The organism is Limosilactobacillus fermentum (assembly GCF_013394085.1).
Classification (GTDB): Bacteria; Bacillota; Bacilli; order Lactobacillales; family Lactobacillaceae; genus Limosilactobacillus; species Limosilactobacillus fermentum.
The window spans coordinates 398493-419915 of record NZ_CP040910.1; the positions used below are offsets into that span (position 1 = coordinate 398493).

General features: G+C 52.6%; 12 protein-coding genes and 4 pseudogenes. 13 read left to right on the top strand and 3 right to left on the bottom strand.

Annotation, left to right across the window (positions count from 1 at the left end; genetic code table 11):
• Positions 1-124 precede the first annotated feature (124 nt).
• The 4 genes from FG166_RS01910 (at position 125) to galE (FG166_RS01925) (ending at position 5881) form a co-directional block, all read left to right on the top strand.
• Positions 125-1600 (top strand): hypothetical protein, encoded by a 1476-nt coding sequence (locus FG166_RS01910; protein ID WP_014562160.1) that lies wholly within the window; start codon positions 125-127, stop codon positions 1598-1600.
• On the top strand, positions 1601-3829 hold the full coding sequence (locus FG166_RS01915) for an RNA degradosome polyphosphate kinase (RefSeq protein ID WP_004563319.1): 2229 nt from the start codon (positions 1601-1603) through the stop codon (positions 3827-3829). It abuts the gene before it with no gap.
• A 13-nt stretch (positions 3830-3842) separates the two neighbouring features.
• The gene (locus tag FG166_RS01920) at positions 3843-4796 is read left to right on the top strand and encodes a Ppx/GppA family phosphatase (RefSeq protein WP_003684259.1); all 954 of its coding nucleotides are present in this window, start codon (positions 3843-3845) and stop codon (positions 4794-4796) included.
• Positions 4797-4885: 89 nt separating this feature from the next.
• Positions 4886-5881: a UDP-glucose 4-epimerase GalE gene (gene galE / locus FG166_RS01925; protein WP_003684257.1), complete on the top strand. Its 996-nt coding sequence runs from the start codon at positions 4886-4888 to the stop codon at positions 5879-5881.
• A gap of 220 nt (positions 5882-6101) precedes the next feature.
• Here galE (FG166_RS01925) and FG166_RS01930 read toward each other — a convergent pair.
• A pseudogene (locus FG166_RS01930) lies at positions 6102-6950 on the bottom strand (DNA-binding domain-containing protein).
• Between the two features lie 483 nt (positions 6951-7433).
• Here FG166_RS01930 and argF point away from each other — a divergent pair.
• From argF to FG166_RS01950, 4 genes and pseudogenes are all read left to right on the top strand, one after another.
• Positions 7434-8434: pseudogene (argF, locus tag FG166_RS01935) on the top strand (ornithine carbamoyltransferase).
• A 15-nt stretch (positions 8435-8449) separates the two neighbouring features.
• Complete coding sequence (arcC, locus tag FG166_RS01940) at positions 8450-9379, top strand: carbamate kinase (protein ID WP_003684249.1); 930 nt, start codon at positions 8450-8452, stop codon at positions 9377-9379.
• A gap of 60 nt (positions 9380-9439) precedes the next feature.
• Complete coding sequence (gene arcA / locus FG166_RS01945; protein ID WP_003684247.1) at positions 9440-10663, top strand: arginine deiminase; 1224 nt, start codon at positions 9440-9442, stop codon at positions 10661-10663.
• 120 nt (positions 10664-10783) lie between these two features.
• Entirely contained in the window at positions 10784-12202 is a 1419-nt protein-coding gene (locus tag FG166_RS01950; RefSeq protein WP_137876821.1) for a basic amino acid/polyamine antiporter, read from the top strand.
• Between the two features lie 150 nt (positions 12203-12352).
• Here the strand turns inward: FG166_RS01950 and FG166_RS01955 are convergent, their stop codons facing one another.
• Entirely contained in the window at positions 12353-13474 is a 1122-nt protein-coding gene (locus tag FG166_RS01955; protein ID WP_003684269.1) for a vitamin B12 independent methionine synthase, read from the bottom strand.
• Positions 13475-13937: 463 nt separating this feature from the next.
• Between FG166_RS01955 and FG166_RS01960 the strand changes: the two genes are divergently transcribed.
• From FG166_RS01960 to galE (FG166_RS01975), 5 genes and pseudogenes are all read left to right on the top strand, one after another.
• Positions 13938-15056 carry an aminotransferase gene (locus FG166_RS01960; RefSeq protein ID WP_004563314.1) on the top strand — a complete coding sequence of 373 codons (1119 nt, stop codon included), beginning with the start codon at positions 13938-13940 and terminating at the stop codon, positions 15054-15056.
• A 70-nt stretch (positions 15057-15126) separates the two neighbouring features.
• Positions 15127-15771 (top strand): annotated as a pseudogene (gene tsaB / locus FG166_RS09495) (tRNA (adenosine(37)-N6)-threonylcarbamoyltransferase complex dimerization subunit type 1 TsaB); the annotation flags it as partial.
• Positions 15772-15783: 12 nt separating this feature from the next.
• Positions 15784-17934: pseudogene (locus FG166_RS01965) on the top strand (RNA degradosome polyphosphate kinase); the annotation flags it as partial.
• Between the two features lie 13 nt (positions 17935-17947).
• Positions 17948-18901, top strand: a complete 954-nt coding sequence (locus tag FG166_RS01970; RefSeq protein WP_003684259.1) for a Ppx/GppA family phosphatase — start codon at positions 17948-17950, stop codon at positions 18899-18901.
• Positions 18902-18990: 89 nt separating this feature from the next.
• Positions 18991-19986, top strand: a complete 996-nt coding sequence (galE, locus tag FG166_RS01975; RefSeq protein ID WP_003684257.1) for a UDP-glucose 4-epimerase GalE — start codon at positions 18991-18993, stop codon at positions 19984-19986.
• Positions 19987-20206: 220 nt separating this feature from the next.
• Here the strand turns inward: galE (FG166_RS01975) and FG166_RS01980 are convergent, their stop codons facing one another.
• On the bottom strand, positions 20207-21058 hold the full coding sequence (locus FG166_RS01980; RefSeq protein ID WP_178958860.1) for a DNA-binding domain-containing protein: 852 nt from the start codon (positions 21056-21058) through the stop codon (positions 20207-20209).
• Positions 21059-21423: the final 365 nt, after the last annotated feature.

Consider the following 21423-nt stretch of genomic DNA (forward strand, 5'->3'; position numbering starts at 1 on the left):
AAACGACTTTGGGGGCTGATCCCGTTTTTGATCAACAGAAAAGTAATAATCGTGCTATCCTAAAGGAAGAACTTAATTATGATGGGGAGTGGTGAACGTGGCAAAGCAACGGTACGGTGGGATCATGTTTTTGGAGCCCGATCAAGTGGGACTCCGGATCATTGATCGCCAGGAGAAACGACCGGTGACAACCGTCGAATCGGGGAACCTAAACGTGGGGACTAGCATGGTGGCCAACTATGCCGAAAATATGGATGCGATTGTCGACAACCTGATTGGGTTTCAACGGGTCCTCAAGGAGTACCAAGTAGACGAGGTGGAATTTTACGGGGCCCTAGAGGACCTAGATGAGGTAACGGCCCGTTACGTGGCCGATCAATTAAGCGTCCGCTGCGGGCTGGAAGTTAACTGGCTTAGTGACAACCAGCTTATCGCTCGGACCTTAGTTGCAATTAAGCATCAGCACAAACGCCAAGGGATCAAAGAAGGGGCGGACACCTTTGTTCTGTTAGTGGGACTATCGACTAGTACCCTCGCTTACTTTAAAAAGGGCGTCTTTGAGACCTCTTGGAACATCGACTTAGGGAAGGCCAAAATCAGTCAACTCGCCGAGAACCTACGGCAGACCACGGCCACGCCGAGTGACATCATATTCGACTACATTAGTAGCAAGGTCGAATACCTAGTGGGGGAACTGGGCGACGTTGAAAACGCCACGCTGATCGTCCAGGGGGTCTCGGTGTTAGCGGACGCCTACTTGGAGCGTGGGCAATTCCTAGGGGAAGTGGCCTTGGATGACTTTGACACCAGCTACCGACGGATTACCGACTCGACCGACCAGTACGTTATCAACCACTACCAAGTGGATGAACAAAGCGTGGGTTGGGTGTTACCAAGCTTTTTAATTATCTCCCAAACGTTGCGGCTCCTACACGCTAAGCAGCTTTACGTAACTGGGGTGACCCCCTTTGAAGGCTTAATCGCCGTCCGTGAAGGGCAGGAATCCCAAATTAGCCAGATGATTCGGACGTCGGCGGACAACATTGCCCGTCGCTACGGGGTCAAATTGGCCCACCGCGCTTTTGTAACCAAGGTGACCTTGGAACTGTTTGACGCTCTCGCCCCGATCCACCGCTTGGACGAGCACTACCGCTTGTTAGTTGAGATCGCCAGCAAGGTTGATGACATCGGTAACTTCATCAGCCCCCAGGGGCACTACCGGCACTCCGCTTACATTTTAGAGGCCAACCCCCTGATCGGCCTTTCGGATCAAGATAACCGGGTGATTGCGGAGGTTTCTCGCTACCACTCGTCGGAAAGCCCGGACGTTGATGAACACCACTACCGGAACATGGATGACGAAATTCAGCTACCGGTGGCCAAGTTGGCGGCTATTTTACGGGTGGCCGATTCGCTAGACGACTCCCGCCAGCAAAAGATTAGTAAGTTAGAACTCGCTTTGGAAGGCAACCGCCTCTTGATTTATGCCCACGCTAGCGATGACTTGGTGCTAGAAAAGTGGGCCTTCCAACGTAAAAATAAGTTATTCACCGACGTTTATGGTTTGCAACCGGAGTTAATTGCAAAGGGGGACAACTAAATGGACTACAGGGATTTTTACCAACCAGAAAATTACGTGAACCGGGAACTATCCTGGATTGACTTTAATGGGCGGGTGTTAGAAGAAGCCGCCAGCCCAACCAACCCCCTGTTGGAACGGGCCAATTTTTTGGGGATTACCCAAAGTAACGTCGATGAATTCTTCATGGTGCGGGTGGCTTCTTTGAGTAAGTTAGCCGCCGCTGGGGTAACGACAACGGACGCCTCCGGGATGACCCCGGCAGCACAACTGACGGCGGTCAACGAAAAGGAGCACCAGATGGTGGCCCGGCGCTACCAGGTGTATAAGGACGTCTTACTTCCGGCCTTGGAAGCTAAAGACATCCACCTGGTAGCCGTTAAGGACTTGGATCAACACCAACACGACTACTTGCAGCGTTACTTTAACGATGAATTATTACCGGTCCTAACCCCGATGGCCGACGACTCATCGCGGCCCTTCCCCTTTATCTCTAATAACTCCTTAAACGTGGCCGTTAAGCTGATTCGTACGGCTCCGGCAACGACCGCTAAGGAAGTGCTCGAGGGCGATCAGGAAGTGGTGACCACCATTTCCCAGCCCCACGAAAAAAAGGAACAAGACGGTAAGTACGAAGAGGAATTCGCCACCGTCCGGGTTCCCGAGGTCTATAAGCGGTTGGTTAAGATGCCGTCATCCAACATCTTTGTCCTCTTAGACGACGTGATCAAGACCTTTATCAGCGTCCTCTTCCCGGGCTACGCCGTGCAAGCAACTGGTACTTACCGGGTCGTGCGGGACATGGACCTGGACGTGGCCGAAGAAGACACCTCCGACTTGTTGCGGGCGGTTCAGCACCAGTTGCGGGAACGCGAGCACGGTCACGTTATTCGCCTAGAAGTGGAGCAGGGGATGGACGATTGGCTGGCGGCCCACCTGATTGATAACCTTAAGGTCGGCGAAGAAGGGGTTTACCGCATTGCGGGCCCGATTGACTTAACCTTTTTAAAGAAGCTCTCCGGCATGGTTTCCGACCACGAAGAAGACCGCTACAGCAAGTTTACCCCGTACCTAGCCCCGGAATTGGATATGGAACACAACTTATTTGACGCCATTCGGGAAAAGGATCACCTGATGCAACACCCCTACGATGATTTCCAAGCCGTCGTTAACTTTATTCACCAGGCGGCCACCGACCCCAAGACCCTAGCGATCAAGATGACCCTCTACCGGGTATCCGGAAATTCTCCAATCATCAAGTACTTGGGGATGGCAGCCCAGCAGGGCAAACAGGTAACGGTGCTGGTGGAAGTTAAGGCCCGGTTCGATGAACAAAACAACGTTCACTGGGCTCGTCGGCTAGAGCGGATGGGTTGCCACGTAATTTACGGGTTAGTGGGGCTCAAGACCCACTGTAAGCTCGCCTTGGTCATTCGCCGCGATGAAGACGGAATTCGCCGCTACATGCACCTGGGAACCGGGAATTACAATGACGTGACCGCCAACTTCTACACCGATATGGGGTTGTTTACCTGTGATTACGAACTCGGGGTCGACTTAACCAACCTCTTTAACATGCTGTCCGGTTTCGCCCGGCCACGGTACTTCCACAAGTTGCGGGTTTCACCGGGTGGGATTCGCAACTTCATTAACGAAAAGATCGATGAACAAATTGAGGTGGCCAACAAGGGACTGCCGGCCAAGATCCGGATGAAAATGAATTCCCTGTCGGATAAACAAATTATCGCCCACCTATACGCTGCTGCTGCGGCCGGGGTGAAGGTGGAGCTATTGATCCGGGGGATTACGTGCCTGAGAAACGATTTACCGTTCTTACACGGTAACATCACGGTCCACTCAATTGTCGGGCGCTTTTTGGAACACTCGCGGATTTACTACTTTGAGGCCAACGGGCACTCGGAGATCTACTTAGCCTCGGCCGACATGATGACCAGAAACCTTAACCGGCGGGTTGAAGAGCTCTTCCCGGTCACCCAAGAAGATACCAAGGCACGGGCGATCGAAATTTTTGATACAATGTGGCAAGACGACGTCAAGACCCGGGTTCTAAAGGGCGACCGGTACACCCCGCTGCCGTTCAGCGGTCAGGTCGATTGCCAAGAGATCTTCGTTGATCAGGTTAAACAACAAGAACGAGGGCAGCGCCAAGAACAAAAGAACCGGCGCCACTTAAACAACGTCTTTGAAACCCTTAGTCGTCACGTCAATAACCTACGCCTCAAGAAGTAAAAGGGGGAGGAAAATGTCAACCAACTTAAAGGTGATTGATTTGGGATCTAACTCGGTGCGTCTGCGGATCACCAAAATTTTAGATGATGGCCAAACGGAACTACTGCGCTACGAAAAAGAGTACGTGCGCCTGTCAGAAAACATGGGTCCGGAGCGGACGCTAAAAGAGGAGCCTATGGCCAGGACCCTGAAGGCTTTAAAGGACTTTAAGGAGATTTACGACCAGTTTGACGGTGAGATCATCGCCGTGGCCACCGCCGCCGTTCGCCAAGCTACCAACCAACGGGACTTTCTGGAGCGCGTTGAACAAGAGGTGGGCCTGACGATTCAAGTGATCTCCGGCAAACGGGAGGCCTACCTTGATTACCTAGGGGTTTCCCGGACCCTACCACTGGAAAACGGGATCATCATTGATACCGGTGGGGCCTCAATGGAACTAATCTTAGTTGACCAGGGCCAGGCCGAGGAGACGGTTTCCTTGCCGATCGGTTCGGTCCTGTTGTCCCAACGTTACCACCTTGGCGACCAAGTAAGCGCCGCCAACCTGTACGACGCCGTAATCAAAGTCGATGAGGTTCTCTCTAGTCAACGCTGGTTGAGTCGGGCCCGCCACACCCGGGTGGTGGCCCTTGGGGGCTCTAACCGGGCCTTAGCTAAGATGTACCGGTGGCGCCTATCGGACGGGGAGGACGTTCCCTTGCCGGTCCACGGGTTAACCATGCAGACGGTTGACGCCTACGAAATGATGGACGACCTGCTGCGGATGGACCGGGAGCAGCGGGGCAAGGTACGGGGGGTATCGACGGCCCGGGCCGACGTGATTATCGGGGGACTGTTGCCGATCATGGCCCTCTTGCGCCAGTTAAATATGAAGCAAGTGATGTTTTCTAGCAACGGGCTACGGGAGGGGCTCTTGTTTGAATACATTGACCAAAAGTTTGGGGGTTTTCGTACCGACCAGGCTTAATTAAAGATTGAAAGCGCTTTTTATCGACGAGTGTGGTACAATCTGGTTGTAGTAAAAGTTTTAGTAAAAATCGAAAGGATGGTAACAGCATGGCAATCTTAGTCGCTGGTGGGGCGGGATACATTGGTTCCCACATGGTAAAGGACTTACTCGCAAACGGGGAGGAGGTTGTGGTTGCCGATAACCTCTCAACCGGTCACCGCAAGGCTGTGGACCCGCGGGCCAAGTTCTACATTGGTGACATTCGCGACCGGGCCTTTTTAGACCAAATTTTCATTAACGAAGACATCAAGGCGGTGGTCCACTTTGCCGCCTTCTCCATCGTGCCGGAATCAATGAGTGAACCCCTCAAGTACTTTGATAACAATACGGGGGGCATGATCACCCTGCTCGAGGCAATGCGCGACTTTAAGGTTAAATACATTGTCTTCTCCTCAACGGCGGCCACTTACGGGGTGCCGGAACACATGCCGATTAAGGAAACCGATCCGCAAAAGCCGATCAACCCATACGGTCTGTCCAAGCTAATGATGGAACACATGATGGCCTGGGCCGATTCGGCTTACGGGGTTAAGTTTGTCGCCCTGCGTTACTTCAACGTGGCCGGGGCAGCGCCGGATGGTTCGATTGGTGAAGACCACGGCCCAGAAACCCACCTGGTTCCTATCATCATGCAAGTCGCCCAGGGCAAGCGCGCTGAACTGTCCATCTTTGGTGATGATTACAACACCCCGGATGGTACCAACGTCCGTGACTACGTTCACGTAATGGATCTGGCTGACGCCCACCTCCTAGCACTTAAGTACCTCTTTGCCGGGAATGAATCCAACGCCTTTAACCTCGGTTCTTCGACCGGCTTTTCCAACAAGCAAATGCTAGAAGCGGCCCGGGAAGTCACTGGCAAACCAATCCCGGCTAAGATGGCCCCACGCCGCCCGGGAGATCCGGATTCGTTAGTGGCCGCCTCTGACAAGGCCCGCAACGTCTTAGGTTGGAAGCCCAAGTACGATGACGTTCACGACATCATTGCCACCGCTTGGAAGTGGCACGAAAGCCACCCCCAAGGCTACAACGATCGTAACTAAATAAAGGGACCACTGCAGTCCTGAAACCAAAGAGGCAAGGAGAAAACCGTGTTTTCTCCTTGCCTCTTGCCGTATATTCGAATGTTCAACGGAAAACGTGGGAAATAGCCGCAGGCCTAGTTTCTAAGCAGGCCGAAGAACGGTGCGTGCCGCACCAAACCGTTCGTCCGATCTTACATACGACCTGCATCGAAGGTTATTTCCCACTTTCCTCCTACGCTTAGTCAACTTCCTGGTCGCGGGCGGATTCTTGGAGCAAACCGTCGAAGAAGCGTTGGATTGACACCTGGCCCCGCCGGACGTCTTGGTGGTGGAGGTGCTGGATCTCCACGTGGATATTTTGGTACTCAAAGAGGTTGTTGGCGTACTCGAGTAGGATATCATTTTCCGGGTAGTCGATGCACATGGTGGCCAGGTTGGTGATCCCCACCCGCAGGGCCCGCCGGATTCGTTGGTAGGCGATCTTTTTTTCGTGGTCATCAGCGTGGAAGTCGCGCTGGAAATCAATGGAAGAAAAGCTGGCCTTTTGATCGATCATCACCCGGATGATCTTACGGATATCCTCACTCCCCGTCTCGGAGGCAATCCCTAAGAAGCGCAGGACGGTGTCCACGTGATCCATTTGGCGGCGTTGGGCAGCCTGGGGTCGGTTATACGGGGCGATTGAAGAGGAGGAAATTTCGTAAATCCGGTTGACCTGGTTGAGTAAGCGGACGTGGGTGGCGACCTGGCGAATGATGTGGCGCGCTTCGGTGTGGTTGAGAGGGTGAGAAAGGTAAAAGTCACAGCCAGCCCGGTAGGCGGCCTCCTTGGCGGTGGGGGTCGGTGGCCCCACCATGATGAAGTGGGGGTGGTTGTTGACTTGTTGGAGGCGGTAGATTAGCTCAACCCCGTCCATCCCGTGAGGTGGTAGGGGAGGATCATGATGTCGACCCGTAGTTGGAGGAGTTCTCGTAGGCCCGGTTGGGATCGGCGGTTAAGCCGACCAGGGTGTTGTAAAGTCGTTTTCAATTAGGTCACGGAGAAGGGCACTAGTGGCCTGGTCGTCTTGAAGAAGGTAGAAGTTCACGGGTTAGCTCCTTTCGCACGGTGGTTGAAGGTGATTGAAGGGGTGCGCCCCTTTTTTAACGTTAGAATAAAAGCGGTTACTATTTAATGAATAGTACTTTTTATGACTTTTAGCAATAGATTGTACTAAATTAATTGATTTAATGGCGTAATTAAGGTGATGACAACTATACTAGGGGGAGGTTAGGGGGCGCCGCTCGTTGGACCATTTTTGAATCAAGCTGAAGTAGTGCGAAGTTTTTGAAACCCGATTAAGTTGTTTTTTTGCTCACCAAAAGGGAATAGGGGGGGTAAAAAACGCCCGTCCGTTGAAATATAAACATCCAATATACAAAGACTTGAGTTTCCATTCACAACCACAGAGGTGGAAAAGAAAATCGTTCGGATTGGTGATGATTCCGGGCGCTTTGCGATGGTCCTTGAAAGCTCTTGCTATACTAAAAATTGTAAAGAGAACACTGATAGATTAAAGGAGGGCCCGAAAATGGCTTTTAACTTACGTAACCGCAGTTTCTTAACTTTGGCTGACTTAACACTCGTGAAATGGAATACATGCTCGACCTCGCTGAGGATTTGAAGAAGGCTAAGTACGCCGGGACGGAACAACAACACTTAAAGGGTAAGAACATCGCTTTAATCTTTGAAAAGAGCTCCACGCGGACCCGTTGCTCCTTTGAAGTGGGGGCTAAGGATCAAGGGGCGCACGTTACCTACCTCGGCCCATCTGGTTCCCACATCGGCCACAAGGAATCCGTTAAGGACACCGCACGGGTACTCGGGGGGATGTTCGACGGGATCGAATACCGTGGTTTCTCCCAACGTAACGTTGAAATTTTGGCCGATACTCCCGGGGTACCGGTTTGGAACGGGTTAACTGACGAAGACCACCCCACTCAAGTCTTGGCTGACTTCTTGACCGCTCACGAAGTACTGAAGAAGCCATACCAACAAATCAAGTTTGCCTTTGTTGGTGACGGCCGCGACAATGTTTCCAACGCCCTGATGTTAGGGGCGGCCGTAATGGGGATGGAATACCACGTGGTCACGCCAAAGGAACTTGAACCAGAAGCCGAAACCTTGGCAAAGGCTAACGAAATCGCCGCTAAGACCGGGGCTAAGATTGTCGTAACTAACGACGTTAAGGCCGGGGTTAAGGGCATGGACGTAATCTACGCCGACGTATGGGTTTCCATGGGTGAATCCGACGACATGTGGGCAAAGCGGATTGAACTGCTTAAGCCGTACCAAGTTACCAAGGAAGTCATGGAAGCAACCGAAAACCCGAAGGCGATCTTCGAACACTGCTTACCTGCCTTCCACAACACGGAAACGGAAGTCGGCAAGGAAATCGCTGAAAAGTTTGGCCTGACGGAAATGGAAGTTACCGACGAAGTCTTTGAAAGTGAACAATCGGTGGTCTTCCGTGAAGCCGAAAACCGGATGCACACGATCAAGGCCGTAATGGTAGCAACCTTAGGGGACTAAAGAGGAGGAACTGGCATGGCAAAAGTCGTCGTTGCTTTAGGGGGGAATGCCTTGGGTAAATCCCCCGAAGAACAACTGAAGTTAGTTAAAAATACCGCTTCCTCGTTAATTGGACTGATCCAAGCCGGTAACCAGGTGGTGATCAGCCACGGGAACGGGCCGCAAGTTGGTCAAATTAACCTCGGGATGGATTTTGCCGCTCAAAACGGGAAGACCGCGGCGTTTCCGTTCCCAGAGTGTGGGGCGATGAGCCAGGGCTACATTGGTTATCACCTGCAACAAAGTTTGCAAAATGAACTCCACCAGCGGGGAATGGAAAAAGACGTTGTGACGACGGTTACCCAAGTGGTAGTGGACCCTAGTGACCCGGCCTTTGAAAACCCAACTAAGCCAGTCGGTGACTTCTACACCAAGGAACAAGCCGCCCAGATCGAACAAGAGAAGGGCTACACCTTTGTCGAAGACGCTGGTCGTGGTTACCGTCAGGTAGTGCCATCCCCGCTACCAAAGCGGATCGTGGAGTTAAACAGCATTGAAACCTTAATTGAAAACGGGACCTTGGTCATTGCCGCTGGTGGTGGCGGGGTGCCGGTGGTCGAAGAAGGCGGCGCCCTGACCGGAGTGCCGGCCGTCATCGATAAGGACCGCTCTAGTGCCCTCTTGGCGGATAACGTTGACGCCGACCAGCTGATCATTTTAACGGCGGTTGACTACGTTTACATCAACTACAACCAGCCGGACGAACAGAAGCTGACCGAATTAAGTCAAGCACAGGCCCAGGAACTGATCGATGCCGGTCAATTCCCGGCTGGTTCAATGCTACCAAAGATCCAAGCTTGCCTGTCCTTTGTGAAGGGCCACCCAGAACGCAAGGCGATCATCACCTCACTCGCCGGCTTAGACCAGGCCCTAGAAGGCAAGTTAGGAACGGTGATTCACGGTTAATCACCACCCGCTTAATAAAAGAAGCTGGAAACGAAGACTAGATAAGGAGTGCGAGAAACAATGACAAGTCCAATTCAAGTGACCTCCGAAATTGGAAAGCTCAAGACGGTGATGCTTCACCGGCCGGGACGTGAAATTGAAAACATTACGCCCGACTACATGGAGCGCCTCCTCTTTGATGACATTCCGTACTTACCAATTGCCCAAGAAGAACACGACTTTTTTGCCCAAACCTTACGGGACCAGGGGATTGAAGTGCTGTACTTTGAAAAGTTAGCCGCTGAAGCATTGGCAAGTGACGACGTCAGAAAGGAATTTTTAAACCGGATGATCGCCGAATCTGGTTACGTTGCGGGTACCACCCACGACGCCTTATATGACTACCTCTACCAAATGACCCCGCAGGAAATGGTTGACAAGATCATCGAAGGGGTGCGGGGGACTGACATTGACATCGCCCAACCGGATCTGCAATCCGTTTCCGAAAATACGGACTGGCCGTTCTTAATGGACCCAATGCCAAACGCTTACTTCACGCGGGATCCGCAGGCCTCCATTGGTGACGGGATCTCCATTAACAAGATGACTTTCCCGGCCCGTCAACGTGAATCCCTGATCACGGAATACATCATCAACCACCACCCACGGTTTGCGGGGCAAGTTGAGGTATGGCGCGACCGGAACCACGAATCCCACATCGAAGGGGGCGACGAGCTCGTCTTGTCCGACCACGTCTTAGCAATTGGGGTTTCCCAACGGACGACGGCGGACGCCATCGAAGACATCGCTAGAAACCTCTTTAAGGATTCTAACTACGACACCGTGATTGCCATTTCGATCCCACATAACCACGCTATGATGCACTTGGACACGGTCTTCACGATGATCAACCACGATCAGTTTACCGTTCACCCGGCGATCCTAGATGACAAGGGTGAGGTTGACAACTGGGTCTTGCACCCGGGCAAGGATGGTGAAATTACCATCGAGCACCATACTGACATTAAGGCGGTCCTCAAGCAGGCCTTAAACAAGCCGGAAATTGACCTGATTCCAACCGGGAATGGTGACCCAATCGTGGCCCCACGGGAACAATGGAACGACGGCTCCAACACGTTAGCGATTGCACCGGGTGAAGTGGTAACTTACAACCGTAACTACGTTTCAAACGCCCTGCTTAAAGAACACGGGATCTTAGTTCACGAGGTTCGCTCCAGTGAACTATCCCGGGGTCGGGGTGGCCCACGGTGCATGTCTTGCCCAATCGTACGTGAGGACCTCTAAGATAACGAAAATTAGTAACGCATTGAACCAAAGAAGGTGGAGGTGAGTAGTGGTCAGTTCAATACCACGGGCTCACTTGCACCTTTTTTGCGGGTTGAGGAAAAAAGGAGGAAAATCAAGATGGAAAACAAAAACGGAATTGGGCGCATTGGTCTGATTGCCCTGATCGTCAGTTCCTGTATTGGGACGGGGATCTTTGGGATCACCAATGCGGTGGCCGCCGCGGCGGCACCTGGGCCCGCTCTACTAGCATGGCTCTTCGTCGGTTTTGGCTTTTTGATGCTCGTTTTTGCGCTTAACAACCTATCGGAAAAACGGCCGAACCTGGAAGCGGGTATCTTCTCATATGCCGGCGCCGGCTTTGGGCCGATGGGGGAATTTATTTCCGGTTGGGCCTACTGGTTGTCAGCTTGGTTGGGTAACATTGCCTTTGCCACCATGCTGATGAGTGCCTTGGGGACCTTTTTCCCGGTCTTTAGCAACGGGCAGAACCTAATGTCGATCATCGTGGCCATTATCTTCTGTTGGGTTTTGACCCTCCTCGTTAACAGCGGGGTGGAAACGGCGACCTTTATTAACACGATTGGGACCTTCTTTAAGATCATTCCACTGGTATTATTCATCATTATTTCGATTATCTTCTTTAAGGCCGGTATGTTTACGACCGACTTCTGGGGCCACGTCGCTAACAACCTTTCCAAGGGGACGGAAACGGGCTCGGTATACACCCAGATGAAGGGGACCCTGCTGACACTGATCTGGGTCTTCATTGGGGTTGAAGGGGCCTCCGTCATGGGTCACCGGGCCAAGGACCGGACCCAAGCCCAACAAGCGACGATCATCGGGTTCATCCTCTTGTTGATCATTTACGTGATGATTTCGATTATTCCTTACGGGACCCTGACCCGGGCCCAACTGGCCGCCGCTAGTCAACCAGCCCTGGGGAACGACTTGAAGTTGATCGTTGGTTCCTGGGGGGCCACGATTATCAACGTCGGCTTAATTGTTTCGGTAATTATTTCCTGGCTTTCCTGGACGATGCTGCCAGCCGAAACGACGATGCTAGTTGCCGAAGACAAGGCAATGCCAAAGGTGTGGGGTAAACTCAACGCTAAGAAGGCCCCAACGGCCTCGCTGATGATCACCGGGGTTTTGCAAACGATCTTCCTGTTCTCCTTACTCTTCACTGAACAAGCCTACAACTTTGCTTACTCACTGGCCTCCGCCGCCATCCTCTTCTCCTACCTTTTTGTGGGGCTGTACCAAATGAAGTACAGTCAAGAACACCAAGAGTGGGGACAGTGGACGATTGGACTCTTGTTGGTTCTCTTCCAAATTGCCTGCATGTTCTTGGCCGGTTGGCAACAAGTGCTCCTGGTTTCGATTAGCTTTATTCCGGGCTTTATCATCTACTACCAAGGGGTACGTGAAAATAACCGGACGATGAGCGGGGGCGAAAAGGGAACGATGGTTGTAGTCTTAGCCTTTAGTTTAATTGCCATCTTCCTGATCTTTAACGGAACGATTGCCGTTGGGTAGAAAAGAGGTGGCAAACAACTTGCTCGGCCGTACTTAGGCGCTAGGTCTGCGGTTGTTAACCACGTTAGCGATGTAGCGTTTAGAAAACATAAAAGCCACCCGTTACCGATTAGGTAGCAGGTGGCTTTTGTGTTCAGGGGGTGACACGCGTTAGCCCCAAACCGCGTCCGCAATCTCCTTAATGAGCTTAAGCTTGGCCCATTGTTGCTCTTCGGTTAAGATATTGCCTTCTTCCGTGGAGGCAAACCCGCACTGGGGACTTAAGGCTAGGTTAGCTAGTGGCACTTCTTTAGCGGCTTCGTGGATCCGGGCGATGACTTGGTCGGGGTCTTCTAGTTGACCGTCCTTAGAGGTGATTAGCCCCAAGACGATGGTGACCTGGTCGCGCTGATTGAGGATCTTCTTGAGCGGGGCAAAGTTACCGTCGCGTTCTTCGCTGTCGTATTCCAAGAAGAAGCCGTCGTAATTGAGCTGGGCTAAGTAAGGGGCCACCGGGGCGTACCCACCGGAAAAGAGGAAGGTGGACTTGAAGTTCCCCCGGCAAATGTGGGTGGTAATTGTTAGGTCGGCCGGCTTGTCTTTTAAGGCTCCGTTAATTACGGTGACGGCGTCTTGGCACAGTTGGACGTACTTTTGGTGTTCTCCAGGTTGGTCCTTAGTTTCGTTGAGCTTACTGATTAAAAAGGCCCAGGTGGTGTCGTCAATTTGCAGGTAACGGCAGCCGAGTTCGTAAAAGCGGTGGATCGTTTGTCGATAGGCCGTTGCCAGGTCAGTTAAGTAGTCTTGGTAGCGGTCGTAAAAGTCCGGCCAGTGGTCGGAACGGTTATCCCGGAAGAGCATCGTTGGTGACGGGATCGTTTGCTTAGCTAAGACGTCCGGGCCGGCCTGCTGGTTGGTAAATTGGAAGTGCTTGAAGAAGGGGTGGTCAGGGTTGTAGGCCACCTTGCCGACCAGTTCGGCGTTGTCGGTACGGGTTTTGGCACCCTTAAACCGGTAGCTTTGGTGGTAGTTGTAGTGACCAACCCCGGTCAGCCCCCACAAGAAGTCCAGGTGCCACCAGCTCCGCCGAAATTCACCATCGGTCACGGCGTGCAGGCCGACCGCCTTTTCCTTTTCAATTAAATCGGTGATACAGGCGTCTTCCACGGCGGTTAAACCGGCTTGATCCAGTTCGCCCTGCTTGAATTGCTCCCGGGCTTCCTTGAGCTTTTGGGGACGCAAAAAGGAGCCGACGATGTCATTTTTAAAGGGCGCGGTTAAAGTTGTGGTCATAATTAAACATCCTTTCTATCTGAACAATGGTGTGGGAACTAAAAAACGTCCCTAGAAAAGACCATTGTCTTCTCTAGGGACGCATTCAAGTTATCTTAAAAGCGTGTTACCACCCTAATTCGGTTCTCCCTCACGGCAAAACCCTCACGAGGTACGTCCAAACGGAGATACCCGGGGTGATAACGGGCCCAACCGCCACCAGTTAATGAATTCACTGGTCGAACTTGCTCCCAGACCATCTTCACTAGTTAGCCACCCCGTGGTTCTCAGCTCCCCCACTTCTCTGGGTGGGGGCCAACTAGTTACTCATCTGTTCTCAGCAACTTATCATTTAATTTTCATCATTCTAAGCCAGGGGGTGGTAAAATGCAAGTACTAAATTTAATCCGGGCGCCCCTTGTTAAACCCGGTGAAGGCGCGCTAAGATTAAATGAAAATGGTTTTAATAGAAAGGGTGGGACAGATGGTTGAATTAGCACCGTTTGGCGTCGAAGCTTGGTTAAATAAATGGGAAAAAAAGGCCCGCTACGATATTTCACAAAGCACAATTGCCTCCTTATCGATGGCGGACCTACGGGAGTTGGACGATGATCCCAATACCCTAGACAAATTACTCTTTGACGCTAAGCTTAATTACGGTTTGATTGAAGGTTCACCAGCCTTTAAAGAGGCGGTAGCGCAACTGTACGAGCACGTCGACCCCGACCAGGTTCTGCAAACTAACGGGGCCACTGGTGCTAACCTAGCCGTCCTCTACGCACTGGTTGAGCCCGGAGATCAAGTGATTGCGGAGTACCCTTCTTACCAACAGTTATTTGACATTCCACGCTCGCTAGGAGCGACGGTTGATTACTGGCGCCTACGCGAAGAGGAAGGGTGGCAGCCGCGGTTGGCTGAGTTAGCTAACTTGGTCACCGAAAAAACCAAGCTCATTTGCTTAAATAACGCTAATAACCCCACTGGTACGGTACTAGACAGGGAGACGTTAAGTCGGGTAGCTGAGATTGCCCGTGAAGTAGGGGCTTACGTTTTGGTTGACGAGGTTTACCACCCACTAATGAAAAACGGGACGGCTTGTTCGATCGTCGACCTCTACGAACGGGGGATTGCGACCGATTCCCTGTCAAAGACCTACTCGGTACCGGGACTACGGATTGGCTGGACGGTGACGAACCGGGAAGTGGCCGACCGTTTGCGAAGCGTCCGGGACTACACCATGATTTGTGGTGGGGTGGTCAACGACCTGTTAGCCACCTACGTCTTAAACCACCGTCACCAGGTTTTGGCGCGCAACCGGGCGTTGGTGGAACAAAACTGGGCCCTGTATCAAGACTGGCTGGCCAAGGAGCCGCTGGTTTCCCTAGTGGCCCCGGCCGGGGTCTCAACCTCCTTTCCCCGCCTGTTAATTGAAGAAGACACGGTTAGTTTTTGTACCCGGTTACTGGAACAAACGGGCGTCTTGTTGGTTCCCGGGGAGGCTTTCGAAACGCCCCACCACGTTCGTTTAGGCTACTGCGCTCCCCAACCGGTTTTAAAGGAAGGGTTACGCCGGTTAAGCACCTTTTTACACGCCCAAAACTAAGGCGAATAGGATGGACAATTGCTGGTGGGGCGAGTATCGTGGGTATGTTAGAAAAAAGTAGAAGGGATCGATGGAATTGAAAATTTTGGCGATTGACACCTCGAATCACCCGATGAGTATTGCCCTGGTGGAAGACGACCGCCTCATGGCCCAAACGACCCTGAACATGGTCCGCAACCACAGCGTTTACGTTTTGCCGACCATTGAACGGTTAATGGATGATTTGGGCTGGACACCAGCGGATTTGAACCGGGTGGTGGTGGCAAACGGTCCGGGTTCGTACACCGGGATCCGGATTGCCACCACGACGGCCAAGGTTTTGGCCACGACGCTGGGGATCGACTTGGTGGCTGAATCAAGCCTGAAGGTCTTGGCGACCAACGTTCTTCCCGATGACAAGCGCTTGATCGTCCCCTTTTTCGACGCCCGGCGTGGCAACGTCTTTGCCGGTGGGTACCAGTACCAAGCGGGAAAGTTAGTGGCGGTGATGGAAGATCAGCACTGCGCCTTTAGCGACTTAATGGTTAGGGTGACCCAACAGCCACAGGGCGTTTTGTTAATTGGGCAAAGCACACCGAAACTGGCCGACGAGCTGGCCAAGTTGCCCACTAACGTAACTTTAGCGCCTGCCGATTTAACCCTGCCGTCAACGTACCACCTGGCCCTGCTGGGAAGAACGGCCATCCCGGTCGCCGATCCGGATGCCCTGGTGCCAGACTACCTACGACTCACCGAAGCCGCCAGCCCAACCAACCCCCTGTTGGAACGGGCCAATTTTTTGGGGATTACCCAAAGTAACGTCGATGAATTCTTCATGGTGCGGGTGGCTTCTTTGAGTAAGTTAGCCGCCGCTGGGGTAACGACAACGGACGCCTCCGGGATGACCCCGGCAGCACAACTGACGGCGGTCAACGAAAAGGAGCACCAGATGGTGGCCCGGCGCTACCAGGTGTATAAGGACGTCTTACTTCCGGCCTTGGAAGCTAAAGACATCCACCTGGTAGCCGTTAAGGACTTGGATCAACACCAACACGACTACTTGCAGCGTTACTTTAACGATGAATTATTACCGGTCCTAACCCCGATGGCCGACGACTCATCGCGGCCCTTCCCCTTTATCTCTAATAACTCCTTAAACGTGGCCGTTAAGCTGATTCGTACGGCTCCGGCAACGACCGCTAAGGAAGTGCTCGAGGGCGATCAGGAAGTGGTGACCACCATTTCCCAGCCCCACGAAAAAAAGGAACAAGACGGTAAGTACGAAGAGGAATTCGCCACCGTCCGGGTTCCCGAGGTCTATAAGCGGTTGGTTAAGATGCCGTCATCCAACATCTTTGTCCTCTTAGACGACGTGATCAAGACCTTTATCAGCGTCCTCTTCCCGGGCTACGCCGTGCAAGCAACTGGTACTTACCGGGTCGTGCGGGACATGGACCTGGACGTGGCCGAAGAAGACACCTCCGACTTGTTGCGGGCGGTTCAGCACCAGTTGCGGGAACGCGAGCACGGTCACGTTATTCGCCTAGAAGTGGAGCAGGGGATGGACGATTGGCTGGCGGCCCACCTGATTGATAACCTTAAGGTCGGCGAAGAAGGGGTTTACCGCATTGCGGGCCCGATTGACTTAACCTTTTTAAAGAAGCTCTCCGGCATGGTTTCCGACCACGAAGAAGACCGCTACAGCAAGTTTACCCCGTACCTAGCCCCGGAATTGGATATGGAACACAACTTATTTGACGCCATTCGGGAAAAGGATCACCTGATGCAACACCCCTACGATGATTTCCAAGCCGTCGTTAACTTTATTCACCAGGCGGCCACCGACCCCAAGACCCTAGCGATCAAGATGACCCTCTACCGGGTATCCGGAAATTCTCCAATCATCAAGTACTTGGGGATGGCAGCCCAGCAGGGCAAACAGGTAACGGTGCTGGTGGAAGTTAAGGCCCGGTTCGATGAACAAAACAACGTTCACTGGGCTCGTCGGCTAGAGCGGATGGGTTGCCACGTAATTTACGGGTTAGTGGGGCTCAAGACCCACTGTAAGCTCGCCTTGGTCATTCGCCGCGATGAAGACGGAATTCGCCGCTACATGCACCTGGGAACCGGGAATTACAATGACGTGACCGCCAACTTCTACACCGATATGGGGTTGTTTACCTGTGATTACGAACTCGGGGTCGACTTAACCAACCTCTTTAACATGCTGTCCGGTTTCGCCCGGCCACGGTACTTCCACAAGTTGCGGGTTTCACCGGGTGGGATTCGCAACTTCATTAACGAAAAGATCGATGAACAAATTGAGGTGGCCAACAAGGGACTGCCGGCCAAGATCCGGATGAAAATGAATTCCCTGTCGGATAAACAAATTATCGCCCACCTATACGCTGCTGCTGCGGCCGGGGTGAAGGTGGAGCTATTGATCCGGGGGATTACGTGCCTGAGAAACGATTTACCGTTCTTACACGGTAACATCACGGTCCACTCAATTGTCGGGCGCTTTTTGGAACACTCGCGGATTTACTACTTTGAGGCCAACGGGCACTCGGAGATCTACTTAGCCTCGGCCGACATGATGACCAGAAACCTTAACCGGCGGGTTGAAGAGCTCTTCCCGGTCACCCAAGAAGATACCAAGGCACGGGCGATCGAAATTTTTGATACAATGTGGCAAGACGACGTCAAGACCCGGGTTCTAAAGGGCGACCGGTACACCCCGCTGCCGTTCAGCGGTCAGGTCGATTGCCAAGAGATCTTCGTTGATCAGGTTAAACAACAAGAACGAGGGCAGCGCCAAGAACAAAAGAACCGGCGCCACTTAAACAACGTCTTTGAAACCCTTAGTCGTCACGTCAATAACCTACGCCTCAAGAAGTAAAAGGGGGAGGAAAATGTCAACCAACTTAAAGGTGATTGATTTGGGATCTAACTCGGTGCGTCTGCGGATCACCAAAATTTTAGATGATGGCCAAACGGAACTACTGCGCTACGAAAAAGAGTACGTGCGCCTGTCAGAAAACATGGGTCCGGAGCGGACGCTAAAAGAGGAGCCTATGGCCAGGACCCTGAAGGCTTTAAAGGACTTTAAGGAGATTTACGACCAGTTTGACGGTGAGATCATCGCCGTGGCCACCGCCGCCGTTCGCCAAGCTACCAACCAACGGGACTTTCTGGAGCGCGTTGAACAAGAGGTGGGCCTGACGATTCAAGTGATCTCCGGCAAACGGGAGGCCTACCTTGATTACCTAGGGGTTTCCCGGACCCTACCACTGGAAAACGGGATCATCATTGATACCGGTGGGGCCTCAATGGAACTAATCTTAGTTGACCAGGGCCAGGCCGAGGAGACGGTTTCCTTGCCGATCGGTTCGGTCCTGTTGTCCCAACGTTACCACCTTGGCGACCAAGTAAGCGCCGCCAACCTGTACGACGCCGTAATCAAAGTCGATGAGGTTCTCTCTAGTCAACGCTGGTTGAGTCGGGCCCGCCACACCCGGGTGGTGGCCCTTGGGGGCTCTAACCGGGCCTTAGCTAAGATGTACCGGTGGCGCCTATCGGACGGGGAGGACGTTCCCTTGCCGGTCCACGGGTTAACCATGCAGACGGTTGACGCCTACGAAATGATGGACGACCTGCTGCGGATGGACCGGGAGCAGCGGGGCAAGGTACGGGGGGTATCGACGGCCCGGGCCGACGTGATTATCGGGGGACTGTTGCCGATCATGGCCCTCTTGCGCCAGTTAAATATGAAGCAAGTGATGTTTTCTAGCAACGGGCTACGGGAGGGGCTCTTGTTTGAATACATTGACCAAAAGTTTGGGGGTTTTCGTACCGACCAGGCTTAATTAAAGATTGAAAGCGCTTTTTATCGACGAGTGTGGTACAATCTGGTTGTAGTAAAAGTTTTAGTAAAAATCGAAAGGATGGTAACAGCATGGCAATCTTAGTCGCTGGTGGGGCGGGATACATTGGTTCCCACATGGTAAAGGACTTACTCGCAAACGGGGAGGAGGTTGTGGTTGCCGATAACCTCTCAACCGGTCACCGCAAGGCTGTGGACCCGCGGGCCAAGTTCTACATTGGTGACATTCGCGACCGGGCCTTTTTAGACCAAATTTTCATTAACGAAGACATCAAGGCGGTGGTCCACTTTGCCGCCTTCTCCATCGTGCCGGAATCAATGAGTGAACCCCTCAAGTACTTTGATAACAATACGGGGGGCATGATCACCCTGCTCGAGGCAATGCGCGACTTTAAGGTTAAATACATTGTCTTCTCCTCAACGGCGGCCACTTACGGGGTGCCGGAACACATGCCGATTAAGGAAACCGATCCGCAAAAGCCGATCAACCCATACGGTCTGTCCAAGCTAATGATGGAACACATGATGGCCTGGGCCGATTCGGCTTACGGGGTTAAGTTTGTCGCCCTGCGTTACTTCAACGTGGCCGGGGCAGCGCCGGATGGTTCGATTGGTGAAGACCACGGCCCAGAAACCCACCTGGTTCCTATCATCATGCAAGTCGCCCAGGGCAAGCGCGCTGAACTGTCCATCTTTGGTGATGATTACAACACCCCGGATGGTACCAACGTCCGTGACTACGTTCACGTAATGGATCTGGCTGACGCCCACCTCCTAGCACTTAAGTACCTCTTTGCCGGGAATGAATCCAACGCCTTTAACCTCGGTTCTTCGACCGGCTTTTCCAACAAGCAAATGCTAGAAGCGGCCCGGGAAGTCACTGGCAAACCAATCCCGGCTAAGATGGCCCCACGCCGCCCGGGAGATCCGGATTCGTTAGTGGCCGCCTCTGACAAGGCCCGCAACGTCTTAGGTTGGAAGCCCAAGTACGATGACGTTCACGACATCATTGCCACCGCTTGGAAGTGGCACGAAAGCCACCCCCAAGGCTACAACGATCGTAACTAAATAAAGGGACCACTGCAGTCCTGAAACCAAAGAGGCAAGGAGAAAACCGTGTTTTCTCCTTGCCTCTTGCCGTATATTCGAATGTTCAACGGAAAACGTGGGAAATAGCCGCAGGCCTAGTTTCTAAGCAGGCCGAAGAACGGTGCGTGCCGCACCAAACCGTTCGTCCGATCTTACATACGACCTGCATCGAAGGTTATTTCCCACTTTCCTCCTACGCTTAGTCAACTTCCTGGTCGCGGGCGGATTCTTGGAGCAAACCGTCGAAGAAGCGTTGGATTGACACCTGGCCCCGCCGGACGTCTTGGTGGTGGAGGTGCTGGATCTCCACGTGGATATTTTGGTACTCAAAGAGGTTGTTGGCGTACTCGAGTAGGATATCATTTTCCGGGTAGTCGATGCACATGGTGGCCAGGTTGGTGATCCCCACCCGCAGGGCCCGCCGGATTCGTTGGTAGGCGATCTTTTTTTCGTGGTCATCAGCGTGGAAGTCGCGCTGGAAATCAATGGAAGAAAAGCTGGCCTTTTGATCGATCATCACCCGGATGATCTTACGGATATCCTCACTCCCCGTCTCGGAGGCAATCCCTAAGAAGCGCAGGACGGTGTCCACGTGATCCATTTGGCGGCGTTGGGCAGCCTGGGGTCGGTTATACGGGGCGATTGAAGAGGAGGAAATTTCGTAAATCCGGTTGACCTGGTTGAGTAAGCGGACGTGGGTGGCGACCTGGCGAATGATGTGGCGCGCTTCGGTGTGGTTGAGAGGGTGAGAAAGGTAAAAGTCACAGCCAGCCCGGTAGGCGGCCTCCTTGGCGGTGGGGGTCGGTGGCCCCACCATGATGAAGTGGGGGTGGTTGTTGACTTGTTGGAGGCGGTAGATTAGCTCAACCCCGTCCATCCCGTGAGGTTGGTAGGGGAGGATCATGATGTCGACCCGTAGTTGGAGGAGTTCTTCGTAGGCCCGGTTGGGATCGGCGGTTAAGCCGACCAGGGTGTTGTCGAAGTCGTTTTCAATTAGGTCACGGAGAAGGGCACTAGTGGCCTGGTCGTCTTGAAGAAGGTAGAAGTTCACGGGTTAGCTCCTTTCGCACGGTGGTTGAAGGTGATTGAAGGGGTGCGCCCCTTTTTTTAACGTTAGAATAAAAGCGGTTACTATTTAATGAATAGTACTTTTTATGACTTTTAGCAATAGATTGTACTAAATTAATTGATTTAATGGCGTAATTAAGGTGATGACAACTATACTAGGGGGAGGTTAGGGGGCGCCGCTCGTTGGACCATTTTTGAATCAAGCTGAAGTAGTGCGAAGTTTTTTGAAACCCGATTAAGTTGTTTTTTTGCTCACCAAAAGGGAATAGGAGGTGGGTAAAAAACGCCCGTCCGTTGAATATAAACATCCAATATACAAAGACTTGAGTTTCCATTCACAACCACAGA

Bases quoted from the DNA above. Each gene is read 5' to 3' on its own strand.
- arcA (WP_003684247.1), top strand. From the start codon at position 9,440: ATGACAAGTCCAATTCAAGTGACCTCCGAAATTGGAAAGCTCAAGACG.
- FG166_RS01960 (WP_004563314.1), top strand. From the start codon at position 13,938: ATGGTTGAATTAGCACCGTTTGGCGTCGAAGCTTGGTTAAATAAATGG.
- FG166_RS01955 (WP_003684269.1), bottom strand. From the start codon at position 13,474: ATGACCACAACTTTAACCGCGCCCTTTAAAAATGACATCGTCGGCTCC.
- FG166_RS01920 (WP_003684259.1), top strand. From the start codon at position 3,843: ATGTCAACCAACTTAAAGGTGATTGATTTGGGATCTAACTCGGTGCGT.
- arcC (WP_003684249.1), top strand. From the start codon at position 8,450: ATGGCAAAAGTCGTCGTTGCTTTAGGGGGGAATGCCTTGGGTAAATCC.
- FG166_RS01910 (WP_014562160.1), top strand. From the start codon at position 125: ATGTTTTTGGAGCCCGATCAAGTGGGACTCCGGATCATTGATCGCCAG.
- FG166_RS01970 (WP_003684259.1), top strand. From the start codon at position 17,948: ATGTCAACCAACTTAAAGGTGATTGATTTGGGATCTAACTCGGTGCGT.
- galE (WP_003684257.1), top strand. From the start codon at position 18,991: ATGGCAATCTTAGTCGCTGGTGGGGCGGGATACATTGGTTCCCACATG.
- FG166_RS01950 (WP_137876821.1), top strand. From the start codon at position 10,784: ATGGAAAACAAAAACGGAATTGGGCGCATTGGTCTGATTGCCCTGATC.
- FG166_RS01915 (WP_004563319.1), top strand. From the start codon at position 1,601: ATGGACTACAGGGATTTTTACCAACCAGAAAATTACGTGAACCGGGAA.
- galE (WP_003684257.1), top strand. From the start codon at position 4,886: ATGGCAATCTTAGTCGCTGGTGGGGCGGGATACATTGGTTCCCACATG.